This window comes from Afipia sp. GAS231 (genome assembly GCF_900103365.1).
Taxonomy (GTDB): Bacteria; Pseudomonadota; Alphaproteobacteria; order Rhizobiales; family Xanthobacteraceae; genus Bradyrhizobium.
In genome coordinates, this window is record NZ_LT629703.1 from 3,422,871 (window position 1) to 3,449,458 (window position 26,588).

Genomic DNA, 26,588 nt, shown 5'->3' on the forward strand with positions numbered 1-26,588 from the left:
GATGATCAACCTTTCTCGGCAACATATTGCGACATCGCAGCCAACCGGCCTTCGGTCTCTTCGAGACGCCGTTTGGCGCCCGCGCCGCCCAGCACGAAGGTGACGGCGGCGAGCGACTGCGCAATGGCGACGGCGCCGGTCAGGCTGGGGAAGAACCCCGGCGACGAGGCCGCCTCGTACAACAGCACATGATCGGCCCCCTCCGCCATCGGCGCCGCGATCGTATCGGCAATTGCGATCAGGGTAGCCCGAGACTCGTGCGCGGCGCGCGCCGACAGCACGCTTGCGGTGGAATAGGGCGCAAAACCAATCACCACGACCGCGTCGCCGGCGCGGAAGGCGCCGAGGTCGAGATCTTCCGGACCGGAGCCGCCGACCAGTTGCACCTCGTCCGCGCGAAACAGACGAAGCTGATAGTTGAGCAGTTCAGCCACGCTGCGGCAGCTGCGAAAGCCGGCGATCCAGATCCGGCGCGCGGCGTGCAAAGCCTTGGCGGCATTGGCGACGGAGCCGGCCGAGATCCGCGAAAGACCCGCCGCCTCCGCATCGAGCTTGCCGGTGATCAAGGAGACATCGGAATGCGGGCCGCGCCGCCGCTCCCGGGTCCGCGCTGAAAAGGGCGAAGGTTGCGCGGGCCGGCGCGCCTCGGTGAGCGCGGCGCGCAACTCATCCCAACCGGAATAACCCAGCGCCTTGGCCAGGCGGGTAAAGGACGCTGGATCGGCGCCCGCTTCGGCGGCCAAATCGCGCATCGAGCGCGTCGTCGCGTCGTAGTCGTTGGCGGCGACGAAGCGCCCGACCTGCTGCAGCCGCATTGGCAGCGACGGCAGGGCACTGCATAATTCGGTCAGGGGCGAGGTTTTCGGAAGCGGCTGCGCCATGAAACATATGTTGCACAAGCCTCAGTTTGGTGCAACATATGAAACACGCGTAAAAGCGTATGGCCGAAGATCGCTGCTTTCAAGAAGGATCCTTGTGCTGTGACGACATCCACGCCCAAACTGCCTCGCCGCAGGTTGCCGCACCTCTCGCTGAACCGCCATCAGGTCACGGGGCTGGTCTGGCAAATCGTGGTGGTCGGGATCGCCATTGCGGTCATTGCCTGGCTTTGGTCGAACGCCCTTCATAATCTGTCGGTACGCCGGATCTCGACCGGATTTGCCTTTCTCGGCCGCGAGGCGGGGATGCCGATTGCGGATTCCTGGCTCGCCTACAGCCCGAAGAATACCTATCTGCGCGCCTTCCTCGTCGGCATCGTCAACACGCTGCGCGTCGCTGTCATCGGCATCGTGCTGGCGACCGTGCTCGGCACCCTGATCGGGATCGCACGGCTGTCGAAGAACTGGCTGTTGTCGCGACTGGCCGCGGTCTATGTCGAGATGCTCCGCGACATTCCGCTGCTGCTGCAACTGTTGTTCTGGTACGTGCTGATGCAGGGCCTTCCGGCGGCGCGCGCCGCCTGGAAGCCGATCGAAGGCGTCTTCCTTTCCAACCGGGGCCTGGTGCTGCCCTCGATTCCGATCGACGAAGCGAACCTCTGGGTGATCGCCGCCGCCGTGGCCGGGCTGGTTGCGCTCTATCTGGTGCGGCGGCAATTGATTGCGCGGCAGCTCGTCGACGGCAAGCCCCGCCATCTCTGGCCCTACGCGCTCGCGCTGGTCGTGGGATGGCCGGCGCTGGTGTCGGTGGCGCTCGGCGCCTCCTGGACCATCTTGATGCCTGAACTGCGCGGCTTCAACTTCGTCAACGGGCTCACCTTGGCGCCGGAATATTTCGCGCTGCTGATCGCGCTCGTCACCTATACCTCGGCCTTTATCGCCGAGATCGTGCGCAGCGGCATCCAGGCCGTTCCGCGGGGGCAGTGGGATGCCGCCAATGCGCTCGGCCTGAAGAAGAGTTTTGTGCTTCAGCGCATCGTGTTGCCGCAGGCGTTGCGCGTCATCATTCCACCGATGACAAGCCAGTACCTGAACCTGACCAAGAACTCGTCGCTGGCGGTCGCGGTCGGATACCAGGACGTGGTGTCGATCGCGAACACGACGCTGAACCAGACCGGCCAGGCCATCGAGGCGATCGCGCTGATCATGACGGTGTTCCTGACCATCAGCCTCGGCATCAGCTTCTTCATGAACTGGTACAATGCGCGCATCGCGCTGGTGGAGCGCTGATCCCATGACCGCGGTCACGGATATTCCGCAAAGCCCGCTCCCCGTCGACCGGCCGCGCACCCGCAGGCCGCCGCCGGGGGGCCCGATCATCTTCTGGTTACGCGCCAATCTGTTCGGCTCGATCCCCTCGACCATCGTTTCCCTGCTGCTGATTGGCGTGCTGGCAAAGGCGTTCGTCAGCCTCGTGCAGTGGGGATTCTGGAATGCGGTCTTTACCGTGCCAGGCGACCAGACCGCCGCCTGCCGCGCGATCCGCGGCCTCGGCGCCTGCTGGGCGGTGATCCCGGAAAAATATCGCTTCATTCTGTTCGGCACCTACCCCTTCGATCAGCAATGGCGGCCGGCGCTGGCGACGCTGACATTCATCGCGCTGTTCTTCGTGTCGAGCCGGCGCAGCTTCTGGCGCAGGGAGCTGGTGCTGGTGTGGGCGGCCGCGCTGGTCGTGATCGGCCTGTTGATGTGGGGCGGCGTCCCCGGACTGCCGTTTGTTTCCCAGGACCGCTGGGGCGGCCTGCCGGTGACGCTGATCCTCGCTACCTTCGGGCTCGCCTTCGGCTTTCCGCTCGGCATTTTGGTCGCGCTCGGCCGCCGCTCAAAACTTCCGGCGATCCGCTCGCTCTGCGTCCTCTATGTCGAGTTGATCCGCGGCGTTCCCCTGATCAGCCTGCTGTTCATGGCCAGCGTGATGTTTCCGCTGTTCCTGCCCGACGGCGTCAACATCGACAAACTGCTGCGGGCGCAAATCGCCTTCGTGCTGTTTGCCGGCGCCTATCTGGCGGAAGTGATCCGCGGCGGGTTGCAGGCGGTGCCGAGAGGGCAGCACGACGCCGCCGACGCGCTCGGGCTCTCGTACTGGAAGAAGAACGGTCTGATCATCCTGCCGCAGGCCATTCGCCACGTGATCCCGCCGCTGGTGAATACGTTCATCGCCTTCTTCAAGGATACCAGCCTGGTGCTGATCATCGGCATCTTCGATCTGCTGACGACGGCCAAGACCTCCATTATCGATCCCGCCTGGCAACCCTTCAGCGTCGAGGTGTATTTGTTCGTCGCGCTGATCTATTTCGTCTTTTGCTTTGCCATGTCGCGCTACAGCCGGCATCTGGAGGCGCAGGCGCAGCCGAACTGACCGGAACGCTGCAATCAGTGCAGCTCGATGCCGGCAAAAGGGATTTTCGAATGCTCACCGTCCACCACCTCGGCAGATCGCAATCGGAGCGGATCGTCTGGCTGTGCGAGGAGCTCGAGATTCCCTACGAGCTGAAGTGCTACACGCGCGATTCCGTGACCATGCTGGCGCCAGCCGACTACAAGGCGTTGCACAGAATCGGCTCTGCGCCCGTCATCACCGACGGCGATCTGGTGCTGGCCGAATCCGGCGCCGTGGTCGAATATGTCATCGCGAAATACGGCAACGGCCGCCTCGCGCTGAAACCGGATCATCCCGATTTCGCTGTTTATCTCTACTGGCTTCACTTCGCCAACGGCACCCTGCAGCCGAGCATGGGACGCTGCATGACCCTGAACCGGCTGAAACTCGCCGACGACAATCCGGTGCAGGTCGCCATGAGAGCGCGGCTCGACCGCGCCTTCGACCTGGTCGATGCGCGTACGCGCGAGGCGCAGTATCTCGCAGGCCCCGAATTCACCGCAGCCGACATCATGATGGGCTTTTCGCTCACCACCATGCGCTACTTCCTGCCCTACGATCTCGGTCGCTGCCCCAACATTGTCGGCTATCTCGCGCGCATCGGCGCCCGCCCGGGCTACCGCCGGGCGATGGAAAAGGGCGATCCGGGGATGGCCCTGCTGCTGACTTGATCGTCTCTTTGTTTAGCCGGCCTCTACTTTTGCTTGGAGGCACTTTCCTCGCGCACAGCGCCATCGCCCGAAAGCGCGATGGGAGCCGCCAACGCGGCATCTTGCCGGCGTTGCCGCCGGCTCCTGAACCGATAACCGACCACAATGAGTTCACCGGGCGGGCGTCCGGCAGCTTCGAGCGGGCGCGATACCGGCAGCTCGATTTCAGCAGCCTGATTATCCTGGGTCACGGCTTCGAGCGTGCGCAGGAAATCCCGCCCCTCGGCCGTGATTTGCCAGCCCTCGTCATCGCGAAGCACATAGAAGCTGCCGAAGATATCGATCGACGGAACCCGGCCTGCGAGGCGCTTGAGACGCGCGCTCCAGTCACCGCCGCTGGCGGTGAGGATCACGATGTCCCGTTTGAGTGAAGCAAGCGTGGCTCGGCCGTTGCCGTGACTAGCCAAGATCTTCAGAATAGCAACCTGTATGCTCAAGCCAACGCCTTCGGACCGCAACGCTTTTTGTTATTCTGCGCAGTCGTTGAGGTCAGGATATTGCGTTGCGGGGGTGGCCGTCCAGCAACCGCGGACAGTTATCCGCAGGCTTGAGAGGTTGGTGGCGCTTCACCGCCCCGCGATATCAAGGGCCGGCGCCCGGTAGTCCGGCGAATCCTCGTTCCGGATCGGGCCGGCGTAACCGAACTCGACCATGTGGACGGTCACATAGTCGTCGCCCAGGAACACGACACCATAGGCTTCCGGCAGATCGGCGGCGCTGGTGACGTCCGTTTCCGTGAAGTCCGGATAGCTCGCATGGTTGGTGCCGCGCAGCGACGAGACCGGCACACCGGAGACCGAACCGGCCAGCGGTATGTGGCAGTGTCCGAAGAAGATATGGCGGATCTTGTCGCGATGGCGGCCGACGATCCGCCGGAACGCGACGTCGTCGAGCAGCATGATATCGTCGGTCGACGCAATATGCGTCGGCATCGGGTTGTGATGCATGAACAGGAGAAACGGCCCGGGATGTTCGCGCAGGCGCGCTTCCAGCCAGGCTTGCCGCGGTTCGCAGTAACGGCCGGCATGGGTGTCCGGTTCTGCGGTGTCGAGAAACAGGCAGCGTCCGGCCGCGGTGTCATGCGTGCCCTGCGCAAAGCCACCGGGCCCGGTGTAGTCGGGAAAGACGCTCAAAAATGTCGCGCGCCGGTCGTGGTTGCCGATGCACAGCCGGGCCGGAATCGGAAACCGGTCGAGGCGAGCCTTGAGCCAGTCATAGTCGGCGCGGTCGCCGCAATCCGTCAGGTCGCCGGTGATGACCAACAGTTCGGCATCGTGATGGTGCTTGAGGATATCCGCCAGCGCACGCTCGAAATTGATCCGCGGATCGCGGCCACCGATCGTGGAACCGGCAGCCGTGAGATGGATGTCGGTCAGATGGATGAGCTTCATGGCTCCCTCAGTCATCACGTTCCGATACCGTCCGTTGCGTGAGCGCCACAATACCCGCAACAATGAGACAGTAACGGCCCGCAGACTGATGAAAAGTTAACGCGCCGAGCCAATTGCTTCAGCTTTCTGCCCGCCGGCTGCGCGATCCGAGGCTGTCGCCGGGAACGGCACGACCGGCCTACAGTGACACCAGGCTTTCGAACCCGCCATAGATCAGCCGCTTGCCGTCGAACGGCATCGCCTTCGGATCCATCATCGGTTTGGACCTGGGATCGGCCATCACCTTGGCGTTGACCCGGTCGCGCTGCGCGCGCGACTTGTAGGTGACCCACGCGAACACCACGGTTTCACCGGGCTTGAGTTTGACGGCACGCGGGAACGACGTCCGCTTGCCGACCTTGACGTCCTCGGCGACCCATTCGCGGTAATCCAGCGCGCCATGCTCGCGCCAGATCTTGCCTACCTTCTTTGCCATTTGGACGTAGGCTGCGAGCTTTTTCTTCGGCACAGCGACGATAAAGCCATCGACGTAAGGCATCCGGGTTTCCTCCACAGCTTTTCTTGACGCATCAATAGTCTCGATAAGGATCGTAGACGCGGCCACGGCGCCGCTGCTGCCCGAACGCGACGCGCGGATTGACGTTGCAGTAGAGCGCGCGCCCGGACGCCGACGCCATGCATTGGGCATAGCTGCTGTAGGCGCAGTCGCCGGGGATGCCGACGCCACGGCCCTGCAGACAATAGGGATAGTCGTAAGCCGCTGCCGGCGAAGGGCCGGCGAGCGTGGCGGCCAAAGCCGCAGACAAGGTCAAAATCGCCAACATCGCGTTGCGCATGATCGATCTCCTTTGCCTGAAGCAGGACAGCCGCGGGGCCTATGCTAAAACCCCGCGGCCGTCGTAATGTTCCCCGGTAAGGTCACTCCACCTTGGCGATGTTGGCGCCTTCGATCACTTTCTTCCACTTCTCGGTCTCGGCAGCGATATCGGCGCCGAACTTCTCCGGTGTCTGGATCAGCGGCTCGCCGCCGAGTTCGACCAGGCGCTTCTTCATGTCCGGCTCGGCCAGGATCGCGTTGATCTCGGTGTTGAGCTTGGCGATGATTTCCTTCGGCGTATTCTTCGGCGCCCCCATGCCGAACAGTGCGCTCGCCTCGTAGCCGGGAACGGTTTCGGCGACCGTCGGGGTGTCCGGGAGTTGCGAGGATTTCTCCGTCGTCGTCACCGCCAGCGCCCGCAGCGTACCGGACTTGATGTGCTGGATGATCGAGGGCATGTTGTCGAAGATCACCTGCACCTGGCCGCCGATCATGTCGGTGATCGCCGGCGCGGCTCCACGATACGGCACGTGCTGCATCTTGACGCCGGTCATCGCCATGAACAGTTCGCCGGACAGGTGCACCGAGGTGCCGTTGCCGGAGGAAGCCATGTTGACCTTGCCCGGATTGGCCTTCGCATAGGCGATGAACTCGGCGACGTTCTTGGCCGTGACATCCTTGTTGACCGTCATCACGTTCGGCACGCGATTAAAGGACGCGACCGGCGCGATGTCGCGGACGAAGTTGAACTTCAGATTGGCGTAGAGCGAGGCGTTGATGTAGTTCGCCGGGTTGACCAGCAGCACGGTGTAACCGTCGGGCTCGGCGTTGACGACGCTTTCGGTGCCGATGTTGTTGCCGGCGCCGGGCTTGTTTTCGATCACGAATTGCTGGCCGAGCTTCTCCGACAGCCGCTGGCCGATCAGCCGCGCGATGATATCGGTGGCGCCGCCCGGCGGATATCCGACCACCCAGCGCACCGGCCGCGTCGGATAATCCGCAGCCGGAGCGCTGCCGATGGAGGCGAATGCCGAAAGGCCGAGTGCCGTCAGGCCAATCGCGGCGCGGCGTGAAATCATGAATTTTCTCCCTAAAAACCGGGTTTAGAGCCCGGTCCGTTCTATTGAATTGATCGCGGGCCGCGTTGTAACAAACAAACCCAAACGCGGCCAGTGCGACACTTGCGCCTGCGACCGCGACGAAAGGATAAGTCATGTCCGTGAAGGTAAATGCACTCGACCATCTCGTGATCAATGTGACGGATGTGGCGCGCTCCACCGAGTGGTATCGCAAGATTCTCGGCATGGAGGTCAGGGTGTTCGACCCGGGTGCGGGCAAGACGCCGCGCACCTCGCTGGTGTTCGGGAACCAGAAGATCAACGTGCGCCCGCGTGGTGCCGACAAGGTCGAGTGGTTCACCGCCGACCATGAGACCGCCGGCAGCGACGACCTGTGCTTTCTGACATCAAGCACCCCGGACCAGGTGGTCGCGCACCTCAACGCCAACGGCGTCGCGATCGAGGAAGGCCCGGTCGCCAAACAGGGCGCCCGCGGCACGCTGCGCTCGGTCTATTGCCGCGATCCGGACGGGAGCTTGATCGAGATTTCGTCGTATGAGGGTGGGGTGGGCTGAGGCGACCTTCACACCTGCGCACACCACCACTACTCGTCATGCCCGGGCTTGACCCGGGCATCCACGTCTTCGCCCAGCCACTGAAAGTAAGACGTGGATGGCCGGGTCAAGCCCGGCCATGACGGAGATGGCGGCGCATCGCCTCAACAATTTGCTCCCCGCGCGATCCAATGGCAGAACTACTCCCAAGCAAATCCAAGGCAGCCCGCCAAGAAGCTGCACGGGAGGAACCATGGCCATTTCACAGCCAGCGCCGGGCGTCGTCGGACCATTCGCAGGGCTCGACGTGCCATGGCTGCTGCGGATGCGCAGCGAGAGCCGCCGCAACCATCCCTTCCTGATCTGGGCGCCGTTCGAGGCGCCGGCGCGGAGCTGGTCGTACGGCGAATTTCACGAGCGTGTCGGCGCACTGGCCGCCGGCATGGTCAAGCGCGGCATCAAGCCGGGCGAGTATGTCCTGATTCATCTCGACAACTGCATCGAGGCGATGCTGGCGTGGTTTGCCTGCGTCGAGCTCGGCGCCATCGCGGTCACCACCAACACCCGCTCGGCGGCGGCGGAAATGGAATATTTTGCCGGCCATTGCTGCGCGGTCGCCGCGATTACGCAGCCCGCTTATGCCGAACTGATCTCGGCCCATTGCCGCGATCTCCGCTGGATCGCCGTGATCTCGCATGATGCCGGCAGCGCGCCGGCCAGCAGTGCGCCGCGCGGCGACAGCTTCGAATCCCTGTTCGCCGACAGCGCCGACCGGCCACGCCGCGCCACCGATCCGATGGCGCCTTGCAGCGTACAATATACTTCCGGCACCACGTCGCGCCCCAAGGCCGTGCTGTGGACCCATGCCAACGCGCTGTGGGGCGGCAAGATCAACGCCGCGCATGAGGATCTGCACGCGACCGACGTGCACCAGACCTACCTGCCGCTGTTTCACACCAACGCGCTGGCCTATTCGATGCTGGCAACCTTGTGGGTCGGCGGATCTTGCGTGATCCAGCCGCGGTTTTCCGCCAGCCCGTTCTGGAGCACCGCCCTCGAACACAACTGCACCTGGACCTCGACGATCCCGTTCTGCATGAAGGCGCTGCTCGAGCACGAGATCCCCAGGAACCACAAATTCCGGCTCTGGGGCACGGCGGTGAACGATCCGCCGCCGTTTGCCGCGTTCGGCATCAAGACCATCGGCTGGTGGGGCATGACCGAGACCATCACCCATGGCATCATTGGTGAAGTCGACCAGCCCAACACGCCGATGTCGATCGGCCGCGCAGCGCCCGAATATTCGATCCGCGTCACCGACGACGACGGCAAGCCGACGGATGTCGGCGACACCGGCAATCTCCTGATCAAGGGTATTCCCGGCCTGTCGCTGTTCGCGGAATATCTCCACAATGAAAAGGCCACGACCGAGAGCTTCGACGAGCATGGCTATTTCATCACCGGCGACCGGGTCACACTGCTTGACGATGGCTTCCTCAGGTTCGGCGACCGCGCCAAGGACATGCTGAAGGTCGGCGGCGAGAATGTCGCAGCCTCCGAGATCGAACAGGTGATCGCGGTGGTGCCCGGCGTGCGCGAGGCCGCGGTGGTGGCCAAGAAGCACCCGATGCTGGACGAGGTGCCGGTGGTCTTCATCATCCCGGCCGCGGGCGTGGCAGATGCGCCGCCCGGCCTCCATGACTCTGTCATGGCGGCCTGCCGTAATTCGCTGGCGGATTTCAAAGTGCCGCGCGAGATTCATTTTGTCGATGAAATGCCGCGCTCGACCTTGGAGAAGGTGGCGAAGGCGGAACTAAGGAAGATGCTGGGGTAGCCGAACAATCCACCGTCATTGCCTGCAACAAACGCGAAGCGTTTGTGCAAGGGAGCGAAGCGACGAAGCAATCCAGCGCTTCTTCTAGTGAAGAACTGGATTGCTTCGCTTCGCTCGCAATGACGGAGCAAAAAAACAAATAGCCGGTGAGGAACAATATGCGCCAACTGCAATCATTCACGAGACCTTTCGCCATCGCCCTCTCCCTCGCATGGCCCGCGTCTGCCCTCGCCCAATCCGCCGACACCGTCCTGTTCAACGGAAAAATCCTGACCGTCGACAAGGACTTTTCGGTGCAGCAGGCGCTCGCGATCGGAAACGGCCGCATCGTCGCCACCGGCTCATCGGCCGCGATGAAGAAGCTCGGCGGCGACAAGGCCAAACTGGTCGATCTCGGCGGACGCACCGTGATTCCCGGACTGACCGACGGCCATATCCACGGCATCCGCGCGGCGCTGACCTTCGGCACCGAAGTGAACTGGATCGGCGTGCCGACCCTGAAGGAAGCGCTGGAGAAAATCCACGCCGCCGCGAAGACCCAAAAGCCCGGCTCGTGGATCGTGGTCGCCGGCGGCTGGACCGAGGAGCAGTTCGCCGAGAAACGCCGGCCGACGCCGGCCGATATCGCAGCGGTTGCGCCCGACAATCCCGTCTACATCCAGCATCTCTATGACTGGCTGCTGCTGTCTCCAAAAGCCATGGAAGCCCTCAATATTCGCGACGACGCCGATGTCGCGCCCGGCGGCAAGCTCGCGCGCGACGGCGACAGACCGACCGGCGTGATCGACGCCAACGGCAACGCGCTGGGCAGGATTTTCGACAAACTGCCGAAGCCGACCATGGAACAGCAGATCGACGGCTCCAAAAAATTCTTCAGCGAGATGAACAGCCTCGGCATCACCGGCATCGTCGACGGCGGCGGGGTCAGCGTCTATCCGTCGACCTATCAGGCCGTGTTCAAGCTGTGGCAGGACAAGGAACTGACGGTCCGTGTCGCCTATCATCTCTGCTCGCCTAAGCCGGGTACCGAACTCGCCGACCTGCAGAACCTGACGCAATTGCTGCCGCCCGGATTCGGCGACCCGATGCTGCACTTCAACGGCCCCGGCGAGATCCTGATCTGGGCCGACTGGACCGACGGCGACATCACACCCGACGGCAAGGCCAAGCTCGCCGAACTGCTGCGCTGGGCGGCATCGAAGCGATACACGATTCAATTGCACTGGAATCCCGATCGCACCGTCCACGACCTGCTCGACGTGGTCGAAGACATCAACAAGGATTTTCCGGTGCGCGACCTGCGTTGGGCCGTGCTGCATCTCTACAACGTTTCGGAAGACAGCCTGAAGCGGATGAAATCGCTGGGGCTGGTCTGGGGCGTGCAGGACGGACTGTACTTCGGCGGCGAGCGGTTGCAGCGCGAGGTCGGCGTCGAGCAGGCCAGGCTGATGCCGCGGATCGCGACCGCGATGAAGCTCGGGCTGACGGTGGCCGGCGGCACCGATGCGCACCGGGTGTCGTCCTACAACCCGTTCGTCTCGCTGCAATGGTATCTCGACGGCACCACCATCGGCGGCACCCAGACGCGCGCGCCTGAGGAAGCGCCGAGCCGGCGCCAGGCGCTGGAAATGTACACCCGCAACTCGGCCTTCATGGCCAATGACGACGACAAGCGCGGCACGCTGGAAGCGGGCAAGTTCGCCGACCTTGCAGTGCTGTCGGCGGACTACCTGACCGCGCCGGTGAAGGAGATCGGCAAGATCAGGTCTGTCATGACGATGGTGGGCGGCAAGGTGGTGTATGCGGCGGCGCCGTTTGGGAAGTGAGGGGGCGCCCCCGTCATTGCGAGGAGCGTAGCGACGAAGCAATCCATCGTGCGGCAAACGAAGTCTGGATTGCTTCGCTTCGCTCGCAATGACGGCTAAAACGTAGGGTGGGTTAGGCGAAGCCGTAACCCACCATCTTTCTGTTGCGGTGGATTACGCTTCGCTAATCCACCCTACACTCCTCGCAATGACGGCTGAAACCTAGTTCACCTCAAACCTAATCGGCAATTTCTTCGGCCCATTCACAAAATACGCCTGCGTCATCCTGACCTCGCCGTCGAGCGCGACCGATTTCAGCCGCGGCAACAATTCCTCGAACAGGATCTTCATCTCCAGCTTCGCCAGATACTGCCCGAGGCAGAGATGGGCGCCGTAGCCGAACGCAACATGACGGTTCGGCTTGCGGTCGCAGCGGAACTTGTACGGCTCCTCGAATACGTCCTCGTCGCGATTGCCTGAGGCGTAGCACAGCATCAACCAGTCGCCTTTTGCAATTTTGCGGCCTCCGAGTTCGGTATCAGCGGTAGCAGAACGCATGAAGTGCTTGACCGGGGTCATCCAGCGGATCGCCTCGTCGACCAGCCCCGGGATCAGGTCGGGATTGGCCTTGACCCGCTCAAATTGCGCGGGGTCTTCCGCCAGCGCCCACAGCGCGCCGGCGGTAGACGACGAGGTGGTGTCGTGGCCCGCGGTCGCGACGATCATGTAATAGCTTGTCGCGTCGTGGTCCGGCATGTAGTCGCCGCCGATCCTGGCATTGGCGATCACGGTGGCGAGATCCTCGCGCGGGTTGCGGCGGCGGTCCTCGGTAATCGCGCGGAAATAGGCGCCGAAATCGTTCACCACGGACTGCATCATCATCGAGAACTGTTCCGCCGACAGCGCCTCCCTGATCCGCGCCGTATCGGGATCCTGCGGGCCGAACAATTCCTGCGTCAGCTTGAGCATGCGCGGCTCGTCCTGTTCGGGCACGCCGAGAATTTCCATGATGACATGCAGGGGATAGCCGAGCGCGACGTCGGCGACGAAATCGCACACGCTGCCCTTGTCGAGCATGCGCTGCACCGTGGCGCGCGCGATCTCGCGCACGCGGGCCTCGAACTTTCCGAGGTTGGCGGGCATGAACCAGCCCTGGGTCAGCGCGCGGTATTTCGGATGGTCGGGTGCATCCATCTGCACCAGCGAGCGCACCAGGTTCGGCCCGCCGGCGATCTTGCGGACGCGCTCCTCGACCGCTCGCGTCATCAGCGTGGTCGGACGATCCGCGTTGTGGAACAGCTCGTTCTGGCGGCTGACGGACTGGATATGCGCATGCTTGGTGACGACCCAGAACGGGTCGAATTTCTCCGGCCGCGCGATCCCGAGCGGGTTGTTGGCGCGAAGCCAGCGGTAGCTGTCGTGGATGCGATGGTCGGCGTAGGCGGCCGGATCGACCAGGGTCGCCGCGATGTCAGCGGGAATGTCGACATTGCCGCTCAAGGTCGCCGTCGTATCCATGGGTTTTCCCCGTCTGCCATCATCCGCCACGGCGCGATGCGCGCCGATGATTCCAGATAGCTAGCCGGGTGAAAAGCCGAAATACTTGCGTTGAGCGGCTGGTAGGCGCTGCGGGAACAGGCCGAAACCCCATCAACCGTCATTGCGAGGAGCGAAGCGACGAAGCAATCCAGACTTTCTTTGTCGCTCTGGATTGCCTCGCGGAGCCTGTCATCGGGCGCGCATTCGCGCGACCCGTTGGCTCGCAATGATGGAAGAGAGAGAGTTCAGTAGTGTCCGAACGCCACCGGGCGGAACGCGTGCAACAGATGCTGGTCGAGCTTGTCGCCCATCTCTTCCATCGTGGCGAACGCCTTGGCGTGGGTGAACTGCAGACGGTAGGCGCGTTTCTCGACCAGGGCTGCGTAGATATCCACGATCGTGGTCAGGCGCACGATGTCGCTGATTTCCTTGCCGCTGAGGCCGTCGGGATAGCCGGTGCCGTCGAGGAATTCGTGGTGGTGCAGGATCACGTCGAGCATTTCCGGCGGGAAGCCACCCTGCGCACTCAGCGCCTCGAAGCCGCGGCGCGGATGCTGGCGCATGAGTTCCATTTCTTCCAGGGTCAGCGGATCCGCCTTGTCGAGGATTTCGACGGGAATGAACGCCTTGCCGACATCGTGCAACAAGGCGGCGCGGACCAGGCGGCGCTGGTCGTCCTCGCGCATGCCGAGATGCTGCGCGAACGCCACCGCAAAGCCGGTGACGAACAGGCAGTGCCGGTAGCTGTCGGCGTGGTGGCAGCCGACGGTCGTCAGCCATTCCCGCAGCGAGGAGTGCTTGATCGCCTTGAGGATCTTGTTCTCGGCCTCGACGACGTCGGCGAATTTCAGCGGCTCGCCGGCCGGAAGCCGGTTGAATATCTTGACCAGAACGGCATGCGCCGCCTCGACGCCGCGATTCAGCGCCTTGCCGCGATCGGTTTCGTCGTAGCTTTCGGTGTCCGGAAACGCGGCACGGATGCGCTGCAGGATCCCCTGCGCGTCGAACGGCCGCGCAATCGTATCGGTGGCGCCGAGCGCCCAGGCCTGCATCGATCCGTGGTGAAGCGCGTCCGCCAGCACGAACAGCCGCGGCATCTGGCGGTAGGCATCGGCCCGCAGCTTGTTGCGCACGAGCTGCACGCTCTCGGCGGAGCGCAGGTTGATGTCGACCACGATTCCGGAGAGATCGTGCGAGGGGGAATCGGGAATAGCCGAGGTCGCAATGGTGTCGACCTCGCCGACCGCCTGCAGAATGGTGGCCAGTTCGCTGCTTTGATCGCTCCGATCCGAGGCCAGCAGGAGCCGGCGCTTGGTCGGAATCTTGTTCGGTAGAGCTGACATGGGACCCCAGAGCCTCACGGTGATGACCGAGTGGGAGGCTACCGGACAAGGCGTTCCCTGCGGCTTAAGAGGCATCGTCAACGGGAGGATAGCGAAATCGTTACAATTTTAGGGAACTTGGTTCCAAACCCTCCCCGTCATTGCGAGCGAAGCGAAGCAATCCAGACTTACTTTACCGCGACCTGGATTGCTTCGTCGCTTCGCTCCTCGCAATGACGGCTGCGGCACAAAAAAATCCGCCGGAGAAAATCCCCGGCGGATCGTTGTTGTTCAATACAGCGTCGCCTTACGCCTTCATGTTCGCCTTCACCGCTTCCGCGGTGATCGGCAGCGAGCGGACGCGGGCGCCGCAGGCGTTGAAGATGGCGTTGCCGATCGCGGGCGCGACCACGGTGACGGCGGGTTCGCCGACGCCGGTGGCCTTCTCGCCATTGGCGATGACGTTGACGGCGACTTCCGGCATCTGGCTCATCCTTAAGGGGGTGTAGGTATCGAAGTTGGTCTGTTCGATACCGCCATCCTTCAGCGTCGCCTTTTCAAACAGCGCGAGCGACATGCCCCACAGCGCCGCACCCTCGACCTGGGCGCGGATGTTGTCGGGATGCACCTGGGTGCCGACGTCGGTGGCCACGGTCAATTTCTTGACCTTGACCTCGCCCGACGGCGCCACCGCGACATGCGCGACGCACGCGGTCCAGCTTGCGGTCGCCCGCTCCTGCGACGAGACGCAGGCCACGCCCATGCCTTCTCCCTTGGGGAGTTGCTTGGTGCCGTAGCCGGCCAAACCCATCGCCGCCAGCAGGGTGTTGCGCAGGCGTTGCGCGCCACCGTCGTTCTTGCCCTTGCCGTCCAGCAACGCGATGCGGTACTGCGCCGGATCCTTGCCGGCGGCATTGGCGAGTTCGTCGATCATGCTTTCGATGGCCCAGAAGGTCCAACCCGGCGCCACCGACCGCAACTGACCCGACGGGGTGGCGTTGTGCGCCATCTCGTTCTTGATCGCACGGACGTTGTGATTGGGCACGGAATAGAAGAAGTCCGCGCCATTCACGGTGAACGCATCGAGAGGACCTTTCTTGTCGACCGACGGCGACAGGAAATCGGGGATTCCCCAGCGCTGGGTCGGCCACGCACTGACCACGTCGTGGTTGAGCGCAATCAGTTTGCCGTCGGCATCCAGGCCCGCCTTCACCTTCTGGAATGTCAGCGGCCGCGAATAGTCCATCGTCATGTCGTTTTCGCGGGAGTAGATGATCTTGACCGGCTTGCCGACCGCTTTCGCCGCCTGCACCGCCGGCACCATCATGTCGGCGTCGAGACGCCGGCCGAAGCCGCCGCCCAGCCACATCTGGTGCATCACCACGAATTTGGGATCGACCCCGGCCGCACCCGCCGCGATCGCGCCGGAACGCGTGGCGAACTGGTTGCCGGAATAGATGTGCCAGATATCGCCTTTCAGTTCGGCGGTCGCGTTCATCGGCTCCAGCGGCGCATGGATGTTGATGCTGGTGGTGTATTCCGCCTCCATCACCTTGGCCGCCGTCCCGAAGGCGGCTGCGGTATCGCCGTCCTTGACGAAGAACTGCCCGGAATCGTCCAGCGCCTGCAGCCGTTTGGCTTCGGCCAGCAGCGACTCGCTCGACAGTTTGGCGTTGGGACCACCGTCATAGGTGATCTTCAGCGCGTCCGCCGCCTTGGCCGCGTTGGTATAGGTGTTGGCGACCGCCACCACCCAGCCGGTGGTGCTGCCGGTCTTGTCGTCGAGCGTGACGGCCTTGACGAAGCCCGGCACCTTCTTGGCTGCGCTGTCGTCGACCGCTTTTACGGTGGCGCCATAGCGCACCGGCGGCGTGACCACGCGGCCGTACAACATGCCCGGGAGCATGACGTCGATGCCGTATTTGGCCGTGCCGTTGGTCTTCGGGGGAATGTCGAGCTGCGGCACCGAGACGCCGATCATGGTGTACTGATCTGCTGTCTTCAGCTTGATCGCCTTGAGCTCGTCCGGCGTGAAGGTCTTGGTGATCTTGCCGCTCTTGACGATGTCGGCAAAGCTCATCGTCTTCTTCGACTTCGGATGCGTGATGGTGGAATTGCGCACCACGAGTTCACTCGCCGGCACGCCCATCGACGCGGCCGCGGCTTCGGTCAAGGCGATCCGCCCCGCGGCACCCGCGCGGCTCATCGCCTCGAAATTCATCATCGTCGACCAGCTACCGCCGGTGATCTGCGCGCCCAGGACCGGATCGTTGAACTTCGGATCGTTGGAGGCGAGCTGAACCCGCATGTCCTTCCAGTTCGAGCCGAGTTCCTCGGACACGATCTGCGCCATGGTGGAGGCGATGTGCTGGCCCATGTCGGCCTTGCCGCAGGTCACAGTGACGATGCCGTCGGGGGCGATCGAATACCAGACGCTGGGATCGAAATTGCCGGCGGCGGCCAGCGCCTGATCGGCGCCCAACAGGCCGGGTACGGCCGAATAGCCGAGCGCAAGGCCGGCGGCGGCAGAGCCGACCAGGAACGAGCGGCGGCTGAGATCGGCGGAGACGCTTGAGGTGATTTTCACGTGCGTATTCATGTTGCCCTCCGCTCGGTGGCGTTGGACGCGGTGCGCATTTCGGATGCGGCGCGCATAATCGCCTTCTGGATGCGCGAATAGGTCATGCAGCGGCACAGATTGCCGTCCATATGCGCAACCACTTCATCCTTGGTCGGATTGGAATTCTTGGAGAGCAGCGAAGCCGCCTGCATGATCTGGCCGGACTGGCAGTAGCCGCATTGCGGAACCTGCTCGGCAATCCAGGCCTTCTGCAACGGATGATCGCCCTTGGCGCTGAGGCCTTCGATGGTGGTGATCTTCTTGCCGACGGCGTCGCTGACCGAAGTCTGGCAGGAACGAACCGCTTCGCCGTTGACGTGAACTGTGCAGGCGCCACACAGGCCGGCGCCGCAACCGAACTTGGTGCCGGTCATCTGCAGTTGCTCACGGATGACCCAGAGCAGCGGCGTATCGTTGGCCGCTTCGACGGACATATTCCGCCCGTTGATATTCAGATTAGGCATTTGCGCTTCCCCTGCCGGTGTAGGAAGCCGCTTACGGCGGCAACTCACTGTTGGGTATTGGCTGGCGTCCACCGGGTAAGCGCCAGTTGGCGCGCAGAATGATACCGATCCCACCCCGAGGCAATGCAATTTGGAATCGTTCGAAGAGAATATAATTTTGAAATTATGGTTGTGCGCTGCGGCAAGATTTTGTCACGCGCTTGTCGATAAAATCCGCCAACGCACGCACCGTCTTCCGTTTCTGCATTTCCCAACGGCGAAGGGATCGCGCTAGGATATGGCAGGCCAGGAATGATCCGGAAAAAATTGGTGAGAACGCGCCATGCCGAAGCTCAACCGTGACGGGGTCAACATCTATTACGAGGTGCACGGTTCCGGCCCGCCGCTGTTGCTGACACATGGTTATTCGTCGACCTCGGGCATGTGGCAGGGCCAGATCGAGGCCTTGTCGAAACATCACAAACTCGTGTTGTGGGACATGCGCGGCCACGGCCAGTCCGATTACCCCTCAGATCCCGCGGCCTATAGCGAAGCGCTGACGGTCGGCGACATCGCAGCCCTGCTCGACGAAGTCGGCGCCAAGAAAGCCATCGTCGGCGGGCTTTCGCTCGGCGGCTACATGTCGCTGGCGTTCTACCGCGCCCATCCCGATCGCGTCCGCGCACTCCTGATCATCGACACCGGCCCCGGCTTCAAGAAGGACGACGCCCGCGAGGTCTGGAACAAGCGCGCCCATGACACCGGTGACCGTTTTGACCGGGAAGGCCTCGAGGTTCTGAAATCCGCCAGCCGCGAACGTTCCAGCGTCACCCATCGCGACGCATCCGGCCTCGCACATGCCGCGCGCGGCATGCTGACCCAGCGTGACGCCCGCGTGATCGAATCGCTGCCCGATATCAAGGTGCCTTCATTGGTCGTGGTCGGCGCCGACGACACGCCATTCCTTGCCGCCTCCGACTACATGGCGGCGAAAATTCCGGGCGCGCAGAAAGTGGTGGTCCCGGCCGCCGGCCATGCCGTCAACATCGACCAGCCGCAGGCTTTTATCGCGGCGGTGCTCCCGTTCCTCGACGGGCTCGACACCGAAGCTCCCGTGAAGGCCGCATCATGAGAATGCTTGCCACCGCTGTGCTGCTGATCGCAGGGAGCTCCCTGCCCGTCTCCGCGCAACAACTGCCGCCGGTCGGCGGCCCCTATCCACCGCCCTTCACCGCGACGCTGTCGAACAACACGCCGCTGGCGTTCGGCATGGACGAGGAAACCGCGGCCCGCGCGCTCGGCACCCCGCTTAATTACGTCAGCGGCCGTCCCGGCGAGGAAATCTACCTGACGTTCCGCAATATCGGCGGCAGCGGATTGTTCTACAAGAAGGACCGGCTCTATCTGCAATTCCGCAAGGGCAGGCTCGCCGGCTGGAAGGGCGACTGGGGCCATAACTGGATGTGGCAATAGCCCCGCTCCCCAAAACCTCACCCGCAATCGACTTCGTGCAACTCAAACGCAAATGGATGACCCGTGGGACAAGATATCAGGCTGAAGGCTTCGGACGGATTTGAACTGGGCGGCTATCGCGCCGATCCCGCAGGCACGCCGAGGGCGGCCATCGTGGTGATCCAGGAAATTTTCGGCGTCAACCACCACATCCGCTCGGTATGCGATCGCCTGGCTGCCGCCGGCTATGTCGCGATTGCGCCGTCGATCTTCGACCGCATCGAGCCGAACTTCACCAGTGGCTATACGCCGGACGAAGTCGCCAACGCGCGCAAGTTCGTCGCCAATCCGGACTGGGCCGCGATGCTGCTCGACACCCAGGCGGCGATTGATGCGGTCAAAAGCGTCGGACCGGTCGGCATCGTCGGCTTCTGCCTCGGCGGCAGCATCGCCTATGTCGCAGCCACCAAGCTGTCGGGCCTGTCGGCCGCCGTCGGCTATTACGGCGGCGCCATCGTTCGCTTCGCCGATGACAAGCCAAAGGTGCCGACGCAGCTGCATTTCGGCGAGAAGGATGCCGGCATTCCCCTGGCCGATGTCGAGACCATCAAGGTCAAGCGGCCCGATGCCGAGGTCTTCATCTATCCCGGCGCGCAGCACGGTTTTCACTGCGACGAACGGGCGAGCTACGACAAGGCCAGCGCCGATATTGCCTGGCCGCGCAGCCTGGAGTTTTTTGCCAAGCATTTGAAGAAGTGACGACGAAGCGTACGCGGGTCATCTCACCATTGTCATTCCGGGGCGATGCGCAGCATCGAACCCGGAATCTCGAGGTTCCCCGATGTGCAATTGCACATCTGAGGTTCGCGCTAACGCGCGCCCCGGAACGACGGGGCAATCAGAACCAGCGCTCGCCGACGAGCACGGTATCGCCGGGGCTGATCGAGGTGCCGGGCGGGACCACGAAGCGGCCGGTGCCGGATGCATCGGAGTGGGTGACCGTGACGCTGTCGCGGCGGGCGCGCGGCGAGAAGCCGCCGGCGATTGCGACTGCGCTTTCGACCGTCATGTTCGGCACGTAGGGATATTGCCCGGGGGCCGCGACCTCGCCGAGGATGAAGAACGGCCGGTAGGATTCGATTTCGACGGCCACTGAAGGCTCGCGGATGAATCCGTTGCGCAGCTTGACCGAAATCTCTGACGCCAGTCCCGCCGTGGTGCGGCCGCGCGCCGGCACCGAGCCGATCAGTGGCATCGTGATCGAGCCACCGGCGTCGATCGCATAGGTATTGGTGAGACCTTCCTGGCCGTAGACCACGACGCGCAGCTTGTCGCCGGCATCGAGATGATAGACCGCGTCGTATCGCGCCGGCATGGCCACCGGCATCGGCTCGACATAGGCCACTTGTGCGGGCGGGGGCGCCGAAACACCGCGCGGGGAAGCCGCAAAGGCGGAGCGAAGCGCGCCGATGGCGCCGCCGCCGGAATCCGCGGCGACCGCCCGCGGCGGCGCGCTGTAGGGCTGGCCATAAGCCATGGAATCGAGATCGCTTTGCGGCGCGACCGCGACCGGTCCGGTCGTGCGCATGCATCCTGACAGAGCGAGCGCGGTCATGGTCGCAGTGATCGATAATCGAAACGCGCGCGCAACCCGCACCGGTGCCATCCCTGAAAGCGAGACCGCTGTAGTCTTGCACCGGTTATGGTTAACAAAGGGTTTTTACGGGCGGTTCGGGGGGCTTAGCTCCCTCGCCCCGCTCTTGCGGGGAGAGGGTTGGGGTGAGGGGCTCTTCAGCGAACTCAGAACATCGTGAGACCGGTACCCCCTCACCCGGATTGCTTCGCAATCCGACCTCTCCCCGCAAGCGGGGCGAGGTAAAACAGAACCGATCAGGCGGTGACGCCCACACCGATCGGGCACGACACGCCGGTGCCGCCCAATCCGCGATAGCCCGCCGGATTCCTGGCGAGATATTGCTGATGATAATCCTCGGCGAAATAGAATTCGCCGGACGGTGCGATCTCGGTGGTGATGGCGCCGAGCCCCTTGGCCGCCAGCGCCTTCTGATAGACGGCCTTCGACGCATCCGCCGCTTGGCGCTGCGCGTCACTGAGCGTGTAGATCGCGGAACGATACTGGGTGCCGATGTCGTTGCCCTGGCGCATGCCCTGCGTCGGGTTGTGATTTTCCCAGAACGTCTTCAGCAACCGCTGGTAGGAGATCTTCTTCGGATCGAACACCACCAGCACCACTTCGGTATGGCCGGTACGGCCCGAGCACGTCTCTTCATAGGTCGGATTGGGGGTGTGACCTCCGGCATAACCAACCGCCGTCGTATAGATGCCGTCCCCGAGCTCCCAGAACTTGCGCTCCGCGCCCCAGAAACAGCCGAGCCCGAACACCGCCTGCTCGAGGCCTGCGGGATAGGGCGGCTGCAGCTTGCGACCGTGGACGAAGTGGGTGGTGGCGGTCGGGATCGGCGTGGCGCGGCCGGGCAATGCTTCGGCGGCGCTCGGCAGCGCGGTGGTCTTGCGCATGAACAACATGGCGCACCTCCAGGCGGCACATCGACGGACGCGGCAACCGCGTCGGCAAGCTGACTTCTATATGGTGTTTACGTCTTTTCGGCAGCCACGTTACACGAGGTTCGTGACGTCAGGTCAGTCCCGCGAATAGCCGATCAGCGGCTTGCGGGGCCGGAACAGGATCATCAGCAGGATGCCGACCACCCCCAGCACGGCGAAAACCGGCTGGTCCAGCAGGACCTTGACGACGCTGTTCCAGAGCCAGGGCGCGTGACCCTCGACCCAGGTCCGGAACGCCTGCTGGCTCGACTGGTGAATATCGTTCCAGAACTGGCCAAACCGGGTGAAACGCAGGGTCTGGTCGGCCACGAACCGGGCCCCGTCATAGACCATGAAGATGAATCCGCCGGCCAGAAGCAGCAGGCCGATAAGCCGGAAGAAACCGCGGATCATGCGTCACCTTATATCTGTCGCGCCGGGAGGCTTGCAGCCCAATACCGGGTGACCCAAAGAAATTCAACCTCATCAGCATCTTATGCCCCGTTTCCGGCCGGATTCCCATGTCCAGCGGAAACCCGGAAACCGTTGACGGTGCAGGACGCGCCCTCTATAAGACCCCCAATGGCGGCGGGCGCAATCCCGCCGCCGCTGTTCTTTGAGCAGCGCCGGTCGGGAAGCATTTTGGCTCCCGCGCATGGCATCCTCAAGAACGCCTTGGAAAATACAACCAGAGACCATCACCATTTGAACGGCCGGCGCGCTCCAGCCCGACCACCCGAGCGATGACAGCCGAAGGATAGTTGAGAACATGGCCAATACCACCTCCGCCAAAAAGGCGACCCGCAAGATCGCCCGCCGCACCATCATCAACAAGTCGCGCCGCACCCAGATGCGTGGCGCGGTGCGCACCGTCGAGGAAGCGATCAAGAGCGGCGACCGCGATGCAGCGTTGAAGGCGATGAAGCATGCGGAGCCCGAACTGATGCAGGCAGCGCAGCGCAACATCATTCACAAGAACAACGCGAGCCGGAAGGTGTCGCGTCTGTCGCACGCGATCGCCAAACTGGCGAAGTGATCGCCGAGCCGGCGAGATGATCGCCACGCTCGTGACGTGAACTGACAAAAATAAATATTCGTCAAAGCCCGGCTTCGCCGGGCTTTTCTTTTTTCAAGAGATTGTTTCGTTGCTGCGCCGCTGGTGGCGTGTCATATTTCTCTCGCTCCCGTATTTTTACGAGGTGCATCTTCTGCACCGGCTGTGCTGTGCGCACATGCAGAAAAAATCGCGTGCCGTTGCCGCAATTGATCAGCGCCCGCGGCCGACAACCCAGCAATGCACTGGCGGGGGTTACCCTGAAAAACAATCGCGAAAAACTTCGTCTCGCTAGTCACTTATCCACATAGCGGCTTCAAGCGTTTCGAAAACCGCTCCCGGTAACCACGATTGTAACGGTTTCTTAAAATTTTTTGCGAGTGCGACGAAAATTGTCACGATCGCTGACGGCGCGCGATTCTGTGCGCTGATTCAAAAACTTGGTGTGGATGCTCGCAATTGCAGCGTTGCAACACCGGCGAAGAGTCGAGCGACAACGTCGAATCACGGATTGTCAGAAATCGTGCTTGGTGTATTCCTTACTCGTTCGCGACGCTCAAGGCTCTCCTGACCAGCGCGGTTTGGGACCCAAGAGCGGACGTGCAAATCGGCGGCGGTGTGCGCGTTAGCGACGCTTTCCAAGCGAAGCTAAGTTGATAACTCATAGCAATATGAGGGCGGCAGTTCTGTGTCTAAATTTCTCGGGCGTGGTCCGCAGTTCGCGTGCTCCGGACAAGAGAAATAAGTCACGCGAAGAATGGCACTCGGAAGCTACTGCCGACGACAGGTGCGACTGGAAGCGCGTAGCTCGTGAACGTGTTGAAGACGACAGACTGAGGTTACGCGGCGGCGGCAGTGCCGGACGATCTTCGTCCGGTAGCGGCAGACTGACTTTGAAAACACTTGCGATCTGATAGCTCGCCGCGCGTTCTCGCGGCGAGAGGGGGAGGTAGTATGCTTTACGGAATCATCGCGGCATTCAACATGCTCATTTCGAGCGGGACCGTTTCAGAATCCTCGGACATTGTTTTCAATCAGCCACCGGCGCGAACTCCGGAAAGACCGTCGAGTACGCGCTGACCCAGCGGACGCTTCTTCTCCAAGCATAAATCTGAGCAACGGCGTTTTCGCCGAGCGCTAGAGCTATGTCCGGAGACAGCCCCGCTCGCGGTCGCGTCTGGCAGGAACCCTGCAAGGAACCTGTGAGGCGATTTGGCATTCACTATTTACTCTTTCAGAAAAGTTCTCAGGCAAATGACAAATACGGAACAGGATCGCTGGACACGCGTGAAGGGACGGCTGCGGACGACTGTGGGCGAAGACGTCTACACGAGCTGGTTTGCCCGCATGGACCTGGAAGCGGTGCAGGATGAAAGCGTTCACCTGTCGGTTCCGACCCGGTTCCTGAAGAGCTGGATCCAGGCGCATTACGCCGACCGCGTGCTGACCTGCTGGCAGGCCGAGATGCCGGAAGTGCATCGGATCGATCTCACCGTGCGCACGGCAATGCGCTGCGCGGCTCCCGTCAAGGAGGTTCCCGCGCCGTCCGACCAGCGCCGCGTCGAACGCGCCGACGGCCGTCCCGCGCCGGAATTGCGTTCGACCGCGACCGCGCCGGTGTCCGCCAACCATGATGCGCTCGGCGGCTCGCCGCTCGATCCGCGCCTGACCTTCGCCAGTTTTGTGATCGGCCGCTCCAATACGCTGGCCCACGCGGCGGCACGCCAGGTCGCCGAAGGGCGTCGCGGCGATGCCGTGATGTTCAATCCTCTCTATATTCACGCCGGCGTCGGCCTCGGCAAAACCCATCTGCTGCAGGCCGTGACCTGGGCCGGCAACTCCGGCAGCGAGCGCAAGGTGCTGTATCTCACCGCCGAGAAGTTCATGTACGGCTTCGTCGCCGCGCTAAAGACCCAGACGGCGCTGGCGTTCAAGGAGGCGCTGCGCGGCATCGACGTGCTTGTCATCGACGACCTCCAGTTCCTGCAGGGCAAGTCGACCCAGGCCGAGTTCTGCCACACGCTGAATGCGCTGATCGACGCCGGCCGTCAGGTCGTGATCGCCGCCGACCGGCCGCCGTCCGACCTCGAAAGCCTTGACGACCGCGTCCGCTCGCGGCTCGCCGGCGGCCTTGTCGTCGAGATGGGATCGCTCGGCGAAGAGCTGCGGCTCGGCATCCTGAAATCGCGTGTCGCCGCGGCCCGCGCGCATCATGCGAGCTTCGACGTGCCGGAAGCGGTGCTGGATTATCTCGCCCGCACCATCACCCATAATGGCCGCGACCTCGAAGGCGCCATCAACCGCCTGCTCGCACACTCCAAGCTCAACGCCACCCCGGTGACCCTGGAAATGGCCGAGCGCGAGGTCCGCGACCTCGTTCGTCCGCAGGAACCGAAGCGGATCAAGATCGAGGACATCCAGCGGGTGGTGGCCCGGCAATACAATGTGAGCCGTTCGGACCTGCTGTCCTCTCGGCGCACCGCGAACGTGGTCCGGCCGCGCCAGGTCGCGATGTATCTGGCGAAAACCCTGACCTTGCGCTCGCTGCCCGAAATCGGGCGCCGGTTCGGCGGCCGCGACCACACCACGGTGCTGCACGCCGTGCGCAAGATCGAGGCGCTGGTTTCCAAGGATGTGTCGCTGTCCGAAGAGGTCGAGTCGCTGAAGCGGCAGCTGCAGGAATGAATTCTTCTCCCGCCCCCCGAACTCGGGTAAACCCGAGTTCTGGGGGACGGGAGATATTTTTCCTTGCCGGTTTCCCTACCGGTTTCCTTGCCGATTTTTCGCCCCAAAAGTGGGGAATGGGGCTCGCTTTCGCTTGCACCGGCTGGCCATCCGCGCCACCTTGCGGTCCCCCGGAGGCTTGATCAGATCCGACATCGATCGGGTTTTCCGGGTTTCCAACGCCGCGGCGTGCCTTGAGGGCCGCCCGGCTTTTCCATCTTAGGTATCTGGCGGGTATTGCAATGAAGGTCACCGTCGAACGCGCGCAACTCCTGAAATCGCTGGGCCACGTCCATCGCGTGGTCGAGCGCCGCAACACCATCCCGATCCTCGGCAACGTGCTGATCCGCGCCGAAAACGCCAAGCTGTCGCTGAAGGCGACCGACCTCGACCTCGAGGTGACCGAGACGCTGGCGGCGGAGACCGCAACCGGCGGCTCGACCACGGTTCCGGCGCACATGTTCTACGACATCGTCCGCAAACTGCCCGACGGCGCGCAGATCGTGCTGGAAGCCGACGGCGATCGTTCGGTGCTGGCGATCAAGGCCGGCCGCTCGCGCTTCACGTTGCAGACCCTGCCCGAGAGCGACTTTCCCGATCTTGCCGCCGGCGACATGACGCATTCGTTCGCGCTGGCCGCCAGCGACGTCAAGCGCCTGATCGACCGCACGCAGTTTGCGATCTCCACCGAAGAGACCCGCTATTATCTCAACGGCATCTACCTGCACGCCGCCGGCAGTGCCAAGGCGGCGACGCTTCGCGGCGTGGCGACCGACGGACACCGTCTGGCGCAGATCGATCTGGTGCTGCCCAAGGGCGCCACCGGCATGCCCGGCGTGATCGTGCCGCGCAAGACCGTCGGCGAGGTACAGCGGCTGATCGAGGACAACGAGGCCGAAGTCACCATCGAACTGTCGCAGGGCAAGATCCGCTTCACCATCGGCAATGTGGTGCTGACCTCGAAGCTGATCGACGGCACCTTCCCGGATTACGGCCGCGTCATTCCGCAGAACAACGACAAGGAACTGATCGTCGACAAGAAGGATTTCGAAGCCGCCGTCGACCGCGTCTCGACGATTTCGAGCGAACGCGGCCGCGCGGTGAAGCTGGCGCTTTCGCCCGGCAAGCTGGTGCTGTCGGTGACCAACCCGGATTCCGGCAGCGCCACCGAAGAGCTCGAAGTCGAATACGCCTCCGACGCGCTCGATATCGGCTTCAACTCGCGCTACCTGCTCGACATCGCCGCCCAGATCGAAGGCGAGGTCGCCGTGTTACGTCTGGCCGACCCCGGCTCGCCGACGCTGGTGCAGGACAAGGAAAACAAGGGCGCGCTCTACGTGCTGATGCCGATGCGGGTGTGAGACGCCACTGTCATTGCCGGG

The 26,588-nt window shown here is 63.2% G+C and carries 26 protein-coding genes; 12 read left to right on the forward strand and 14 right to left on the reverse strand.

All coding sequences use genetic code 11. The features are described from left to right. Positions 1-5 precede the first annotated feature (5 nt). Positions 6-881: a MurR/RpiR family transcriptional regulator gene (locus BLS26_RS16180; protein WP_092512705.1), complete on the reverse strand. Its 876-nt coding sequence runs from the start codon at positions 879-881 to the stop codon at positions 6-8. A 99-nt stretch (positions 882-980) separates the two neighbouring features. On the opposite strand from BLS26_RS16180, the gene BLS26_RS16185 reads away from it, so the two are divergent. Genes BLS26_RS16185 through BLS26_RS16195 form a run of 3 tightly spaced genes read left to right on the forward strand, consistent with a single transcriptional unit; the run spans position 981 to position 3,989 of the window. Then, complete coding sequence (locus BLS26_RS16185) at positions 981-2,168, forward strand: amino acid ABC transporter permease (RefSeq protein WP_092512707.1); 1,188 nt, start codon at positions 981-983, stop codon at positions 2,166-2,168. A gap of 4 nt (positions 2,169-2,172) precedes the next feature. Beyond that, positions 2,173-3,297 (forward strand): amino acid ABC transporter permease, encoded by a 1,125-nt coding sequence (locus BLS26_RS16190; RefSeq protein ID WP_092518120.1) that lies wholly within the window; start codon positions 2,173-2,175, stop codon positions 3,295-3,297. 50 nt (positions 3,298-3,347) lie between these two features. After that, positions 3,348-3,989, forward strand: coding sequence for a glutathione S-transferase family protein (locus BLS26_RS16195; protein ID WP_092512709.1), 642 nt, complete (start codon positions 3,348-3,350; stop codon positions 3,987-3,989). Positions 3,990-4,012: 23 nt separating this feature from the next. On the opposite strand, the gene BLS26_RS16200 is transcribed toward BLS26_RS16195, so the two are convergent. The 5 genes from BLS26_RS16200 to BLS26_RS16220 all read right to left on the reverse strand — a co-directional run bounded on the left by BLS26_RS16200 (position 4,013) and on the right by BLS26_RS16220 (position 7,315). Further along, positions 4,013-4,465: an aminoacyl-tRNA deacylase gene (locus BLS26_RS16200; RefSeq protein WP_197681341.1), complete on the reverse strand. Its 453-nt coding sequence runs from the start codon at positions 4,463-4,465 to the stop codon at positions 4,013-4,015. A 129-nt stretch (positions 4,466-4,594) separates the two neighbouring features. Then, positions 4,595-5,419 carry a phosphodiesterase gene (locus tag BLS26_RS16205; protein ID WP_092512710.1) on the reverse strand — a complete coding sequence of 275 codons (825 nt, stop codon included), beginning with the start codon at positions 5,417-5,419 and terminating at the stop codon, positions 4,595-4,597. Positions 5,420-5,597: 178 nt separating this feature from the next. After that, the gene (locus tag BLS26_RS16210) at positions 5,598-5,957 is read right to left on the reverse strand and encodes a DUF1428 domain-containing protein (RefSeq protein WP_092512712.1); all 360 of its coding nucleotides are present in this window, start codon (positions 5,955-5,957) and stop codon (positions 5,598-5,600) included. 31 nt (positions 5,958-5,988) lie between these two features. Continuing rightward, positions 5,989-6,255 carry a DUF3551 domain-containing protein gene (locus BLS26_RS16215; RefSeq protein WP_092512713.1) on the reverse strand — a complete coding sequence of 89 codons (267 nt, stop codon included), beginning with the start codon at positions 6,253-6,255 and terminating at the stop codon, positions 5,989-5,991. Between the two features lie 82 nt (positions 6,256-6,337). Next, the gene (locus BLS26_RS16220; RefSeq protein ID WP_092512715.1) at positions 6,338-7,315 is read right to left on the reverse strand and encodes a tripartite tricarboxylate transporter substrate binding protein; all 978 of its coding nucleotides are present in this window, start codon (positions 7,313-7,315) and stop codon (positions 6,338-6,340) included. 134 nt (positions 7,316-7,449) lie between these two features. Between BLS26_RS16220 and BLS26_RS16225 the strand changes: the two genes are divergently transcribed. The 3 genes from BLS26_RS16225 (at position 7,450) to BLS26_RS16235 (ending at position 11,508) form a co-directional block, all read left to right on the forward strand. Beyond that, positions 7,450-7,869, forward strand: a complete 420-nt coding sequence (locus BLS26_RS16225; protein ID WP_092512717.1) for a VOC family protein — start codon at positions 7,450-7,452, stop codon at positions 7,867-7,869. Positions 7,870-8,101: 232 nt separating this feature from the next. Beyond that, complete coding sequence (locus tag BLS26_RS16230; RefSeq protein ID WP_092512719.1) at positions 8,102-9,682, forward strand: AMP-binding protein; 1,581 nt, start codon at positions 8,102-8,104, stop codon at positions 9,680-9,682. A gap of 158 nt (positions 9,683-9,840) precedes the next feature. Beyond that, positions 9,841-11,508: an amidohydrolase gene (locus tag BLS26_RS16235; RefSeq protein ID WP_092512721.1), complete on the forward strand. Its 1,668-nt coding sequence runs from the start codon at positions 9,841-9,843 to the stop codon at positions 11,506-11,508. Positions 11,509-11,709: 201 nt separating this feature from the next. On the opposite strand, the gene BLS26_RS16240 is transcribed toward BLS26_RS16235, so the two are convergent. The 4 genes from BLS26_RS16240 to BLS26_RS16255 form a co-directional block, all read right to left on the reverse strand. Beyond that, on the reverse strand, positions 11,710-13,005 hold the full coding sequence (locus BLS26_RS16240; RefSeq protein WP_092512723.1) for a cytochrome P450: 1,296 nt from the start codon (positions 13,003-13,005) through the stop codon (positions 11,710-11,712). A 266-nt stretch (positions 13,006-13,271) separates the two neighbouring features. Continuing rightward, a complete protein-coding gene (locus BLS26_RS16245; protein WP_092512725.1) occupies positions 13,272-14,369 on the reverse strand; it encodes an HD-GYP domain-containing protein in 1,098 nt (365 codons plus the stop codon). Positions 14,370-14,655: 286 nt separating this feature from the next. Then, complete coding sequence (locus BLS26_RS16250) at positions 14,656-16,947, reverse strand: molybdopterin cofactor-binding domain-containing protein (protein ID WP_092512727.1); 2,292 nt, start codon at positions 16,945-16,947, stop codon at positions 14,656-14,658. Continuing rightward, entirely contained in the window at positions 16,944-17,432 is a 489-nt protein-coding gene (locus BLS26_RS16255) for a (2Fe-2S)-binding protein (RefSeq protein WP_027538170.1), read from the reverse strand. The genes BLS26_RS16250 and BLS26_RS16255 overlap by 4 nt, the downstream gene beginning before the upstream one ends. 322 nt (positions 17,433-17,754) lie before the next feature. Here BLS26_RS16255 and BLS26_RS16260 point away from each other — a divergent pair, with 322 nt between their 5' ends. From BLS26_RS16260 to BLS26_RS16270, 3 genes are all read left to right on the forward strand, one after another. Beyond that, the gene (locus tag BLS26_RS16260) at positions 17,755-18,543 is read left to right on the forward strand and encodes an alpha/beta fold hydrolase (protein WP_092512729.1); all 789 of its coding nucleotides are present in this window, start codon (positions 17,755-17,757) and stop codon (positions 18,541-18,543) included. After that, positions 18,540-18,884, forward strand: a complete 345-nt coding sequence (locus BLS26_RS16265; protein ID WP_092512731.1) for a hypothetical protein — start codon at positions 18,540-18,542, stop codon at positions 18,882-18,884. Before BLS26_RS16260 ends, BLS26_RS16265 begins: the two co-directional genes overlap by 4 nt. 63 nt (positions 18,885-18,947) lie before the next feature. Next, positions 18,948-19,622: a dienelactone hydrolase family protein gene (locus BLS26_RS16270; RefSeq protein WP_092512733.1), complete on the forward strand. Its 675-nt coding sequence runs from the start codon at positions 18,948-18,950 to the stop codon at positions 19,620-19,622. A 139-nt stretch (positions 19,623-19,761) separates the two neighbouring features. On the opposite strand, the gene BLS26_RS16275 is transcribed toward BLS26_RS16270, so the two are convergent. From BLS26_RS16275 to BLS26_RS16285, 3 genes are all read right to left on the reverse strand, one after another. Beyond that, positions 19,762-20,529, reverse strand: a complete 768-nt coding sequence (locus BLS26_RS16275; protein ID WP_092512735.1) for a polysaccharide biosynthesis/export family protein — start codon at positions 20,527-20,529, stop codon at positions 19,762-19,764. Between the two features lie 224 nt (positions 20,530-20,753). Then, the gene (gene msrA, locus BLS26_RS16280; protein WP_092512737.1) at positions 20,754-21,410 is read right to left on the reverse strand and encodes a peptide-methionine (S)-S-oxide reductase MsrA; all 657 of its coding nucleotides are present in this window, start codon (positions 21,408-21,410) and stop codon (positions 20,754-20,756) included. Between the two features lie 114 nt (positions 21,411-21,524). Beyond that, the gene (locus tag BLS26_RS16285) at positions 21,525-21,842 is read right to left on the reverse strand and encodes a hypothetical protein (RefSeq protein WP_074820682.1); all 318 of its coding nucleotides are present in this window, start codon (positions 21,840-21,842) and stop codon (positions 21,525-21,527) included. Between the two features lie 355 nt (positions 21,843-22,197). Between BLS26_RS16285 and rpsT the strand changes: the two genes are divergently transcribed. Next, a complete protein-coding gene (gene rpsT, locus BLS26_RS16290; RefSeq protein WP_092512739.1) occupies positions 22,198-22,464 on the forward strand; it encodes a 30S ribosomal protein S20 in 267 nt (88 codons plus the stop codon). 61 nt (positions 22,465-22,525) lie between these two features. Here the strand turns inward: rpsT and BLS26_RS35770 are convergent, their stop codons facing one another. After that, positions 22,526-22,753 (reverse strand): hypothetical protein, encoded by a 228-nt coding sequence (locus BLS26_RS35770; protein WP_157676469.1) that lies wholly within the window; start codon positions 22,751-22,753, stop codon positions 22,526-22,528. 983 nt (positions 22,754-23,736) lie between these two features. On the opposite strand from BLS26_RS35770, the gene dnaA reads away from it, so the two are divergent. Further along, the gene (gene dnaA, locus BLS26_RS16295) at positions 23,737-25,167 is read left to right on the forward strand and encodes a chromosomal replication initiator protein DnaA (protein WP_092512741.1); all 1,431 of its coding nucleotides are present in this window, start codon (positions 23,737-23,739) and stop codon (positions 25,165-25,167) included. Between the two features lie 281 nt (positions 25,168-25,448). Beyond that, a complete protein-coding gene (dnaN, locus tag BLS26_RS16300) occupies positions 25,449-26,567 on the forward strand; it encodes a DNA polymerase III subunit beta (RefSeq protein ID WP_074820686.1) in 1,119 nt (372 codons plus the stop codon). Positions 26,568-26,588 lie beyond the last annotated feature (21 nt).

Excerpts from the sequence above, each read along its gene's own strand:
- BLS26_RS16180 (WP_092512705.1), bottom strand. The coding sequence starts at position 881 with ATGGCGCAGCCGCTTCCGAAAACCTCGCCCCTGACCGAATTATGCAGT.
- BLS26_RS16190 (WP_092518120.1), top strand. The coding sequence starts at position 2,173 with ATGACCGCGGTCACGGATATTCCGCAAAGCCCGCTCCCCGTCGACCGG.
- BLS26_RS16195 (WP_092512709.1), top strand. The coding sequence starts at position 3,348 with ATGCTCACCGTCCACCACCTCGGCAGATCGCAATCGGAGCGGATCGTC.
- BLS26_RS16205 (WP_092512710.1), bottom strand. The coding sequence starts at position 5,419 with ATGAAGCTCATCCATCTGACCGACATCCATCTCACGGCTGCCGGTTCC.
- BLS26_RS16210 (WP_092512712.1), bottom strand. The coding sequence starts at position 5,957 with ATGCCTTACGTCGATGGCTTTATCGTCGCTGTGCCGAAGAAAAAGCTC.
- BLS26_RS16215 (WP_092512713.1), bottom strand. The coding sequence starts at position 6,255 with ATGCGCAACGCGATGTTGGCGATTTTGACCTTGTCTGCGGCTTTGGCC.
- BLS26_RS16220 (WP_092512715.1), bottom strand. The coding sequence starts at position 7,315 with ATGATTTCACGCCGCGCCGCGATTGGCCTGACGGCACTCGGCCTTTCG.
- BLS26_RS16225 (WP_092512717.1), top strand. The coding sequence starts at position 7,450 with ATGTCCGTGAAGGTAAATGCACTCGACCATCTCGTGATCAATGTGACG.
- BLS26_RS16230 (WP_092512719.1), top strand. The coding sequence starts at position 8,102 with ATGGCCATTTCACAGCCAGCGCCGGGCGTCGTCGGACCATTCGCAGGG.
- BLS26_RS16235 (WP_092512721.1), top strand. The coding sequence starts at position 9,841 with ATGCGCCAACTGCAATCATTCACGAGACCTTTCGCCATCGCCCTCTCC.
- BLS26_RS16240 (WP_092512723.1), bottom strand. The coding sequence starts at position 13,005 with ATGGATACGACGGCGACCTTGAGCGGCAATGTCGACATTCCCGCTGAC.
- BLS26_RS16245 (WP_092512725.1), bottom strand. The coding sequence starts at position 14,369 with ATGTCAGCTCTACCGAACAAGATTCCGACCAAGCGCCGGCTCCTGCTG.
- BLS26_RS16250 (WP_092512727.1), bottom strand. The coding sequence starts at position 16,947 with ATGAATACGCACGTGAAAATCACCTCAAGCGTCTCCGCCGATCTCAGC.
- BLS26_RS16255 (WP_027538170.1), bottom strand. The coding sequence starts at position 17,432 with ATGCCTAATCTGAATATCAACGGGCGGAATATGTCCGTCGAAGCGGCC.
- BLS26_RS16260 (WP_092512729.1), top strand. The coding sequence starts at position 17,755 with ATGCCGAAGCTCAACCGTGACGGGGTCAACATCTATTACGAGGTGCAC.
- BLS26_RS16265 (WP_092512731.1), top strand. The coding sequence starts at position 18,540 with ATGAGAATGCTTGCCACCGCTGTGCTGCTGATCGCAGGGAGCTCCCTG.
- BLS26_RS16275 (WP_092512735.1), bottom strand. The coding sequence starts at position 20,529 with ATGGCACCGGTGCGGGTTGCGCGCGCGTTTCGATTATCGATCACTGCG.
- msrA (WP_092512737.1), bottom strand. The coding sequence starts at position 21,410 with ATGTTGTTCATGCGCAAGACCACCGCGCTGCCGAGCGCCGCCGAAGCA.
- BLS26_RS16285 (WP_074820682.1), bottom strand. The coding sequence starts at position 21,842 with ATGATCCGCGGTTTCTTCCGGCTTATCGGCCTGCTGCTTCTGGCCGGC.
- rpsT (WP_092512739.1), top strand. The coding sequence starts at position 22,198 with ATGGCCAATACCACCTCCGCCAAAAAGGCGACCCGCAAGATCGCCCGC.
- dnaA (WP_092512741.1), top strand. The coding sequence starts at position 23,737 with ATGACAAATACGGAACAGGATCGCTGGACACGCGTGAAGGGACGGCTG.
- dnaN (WP_074820686.1), top strand. The coding sequence starts at position 25,449 with ATGAAGGTCACCGTCGAACGCGCGCAACTCCTGAAATCGCTGGGCCAC.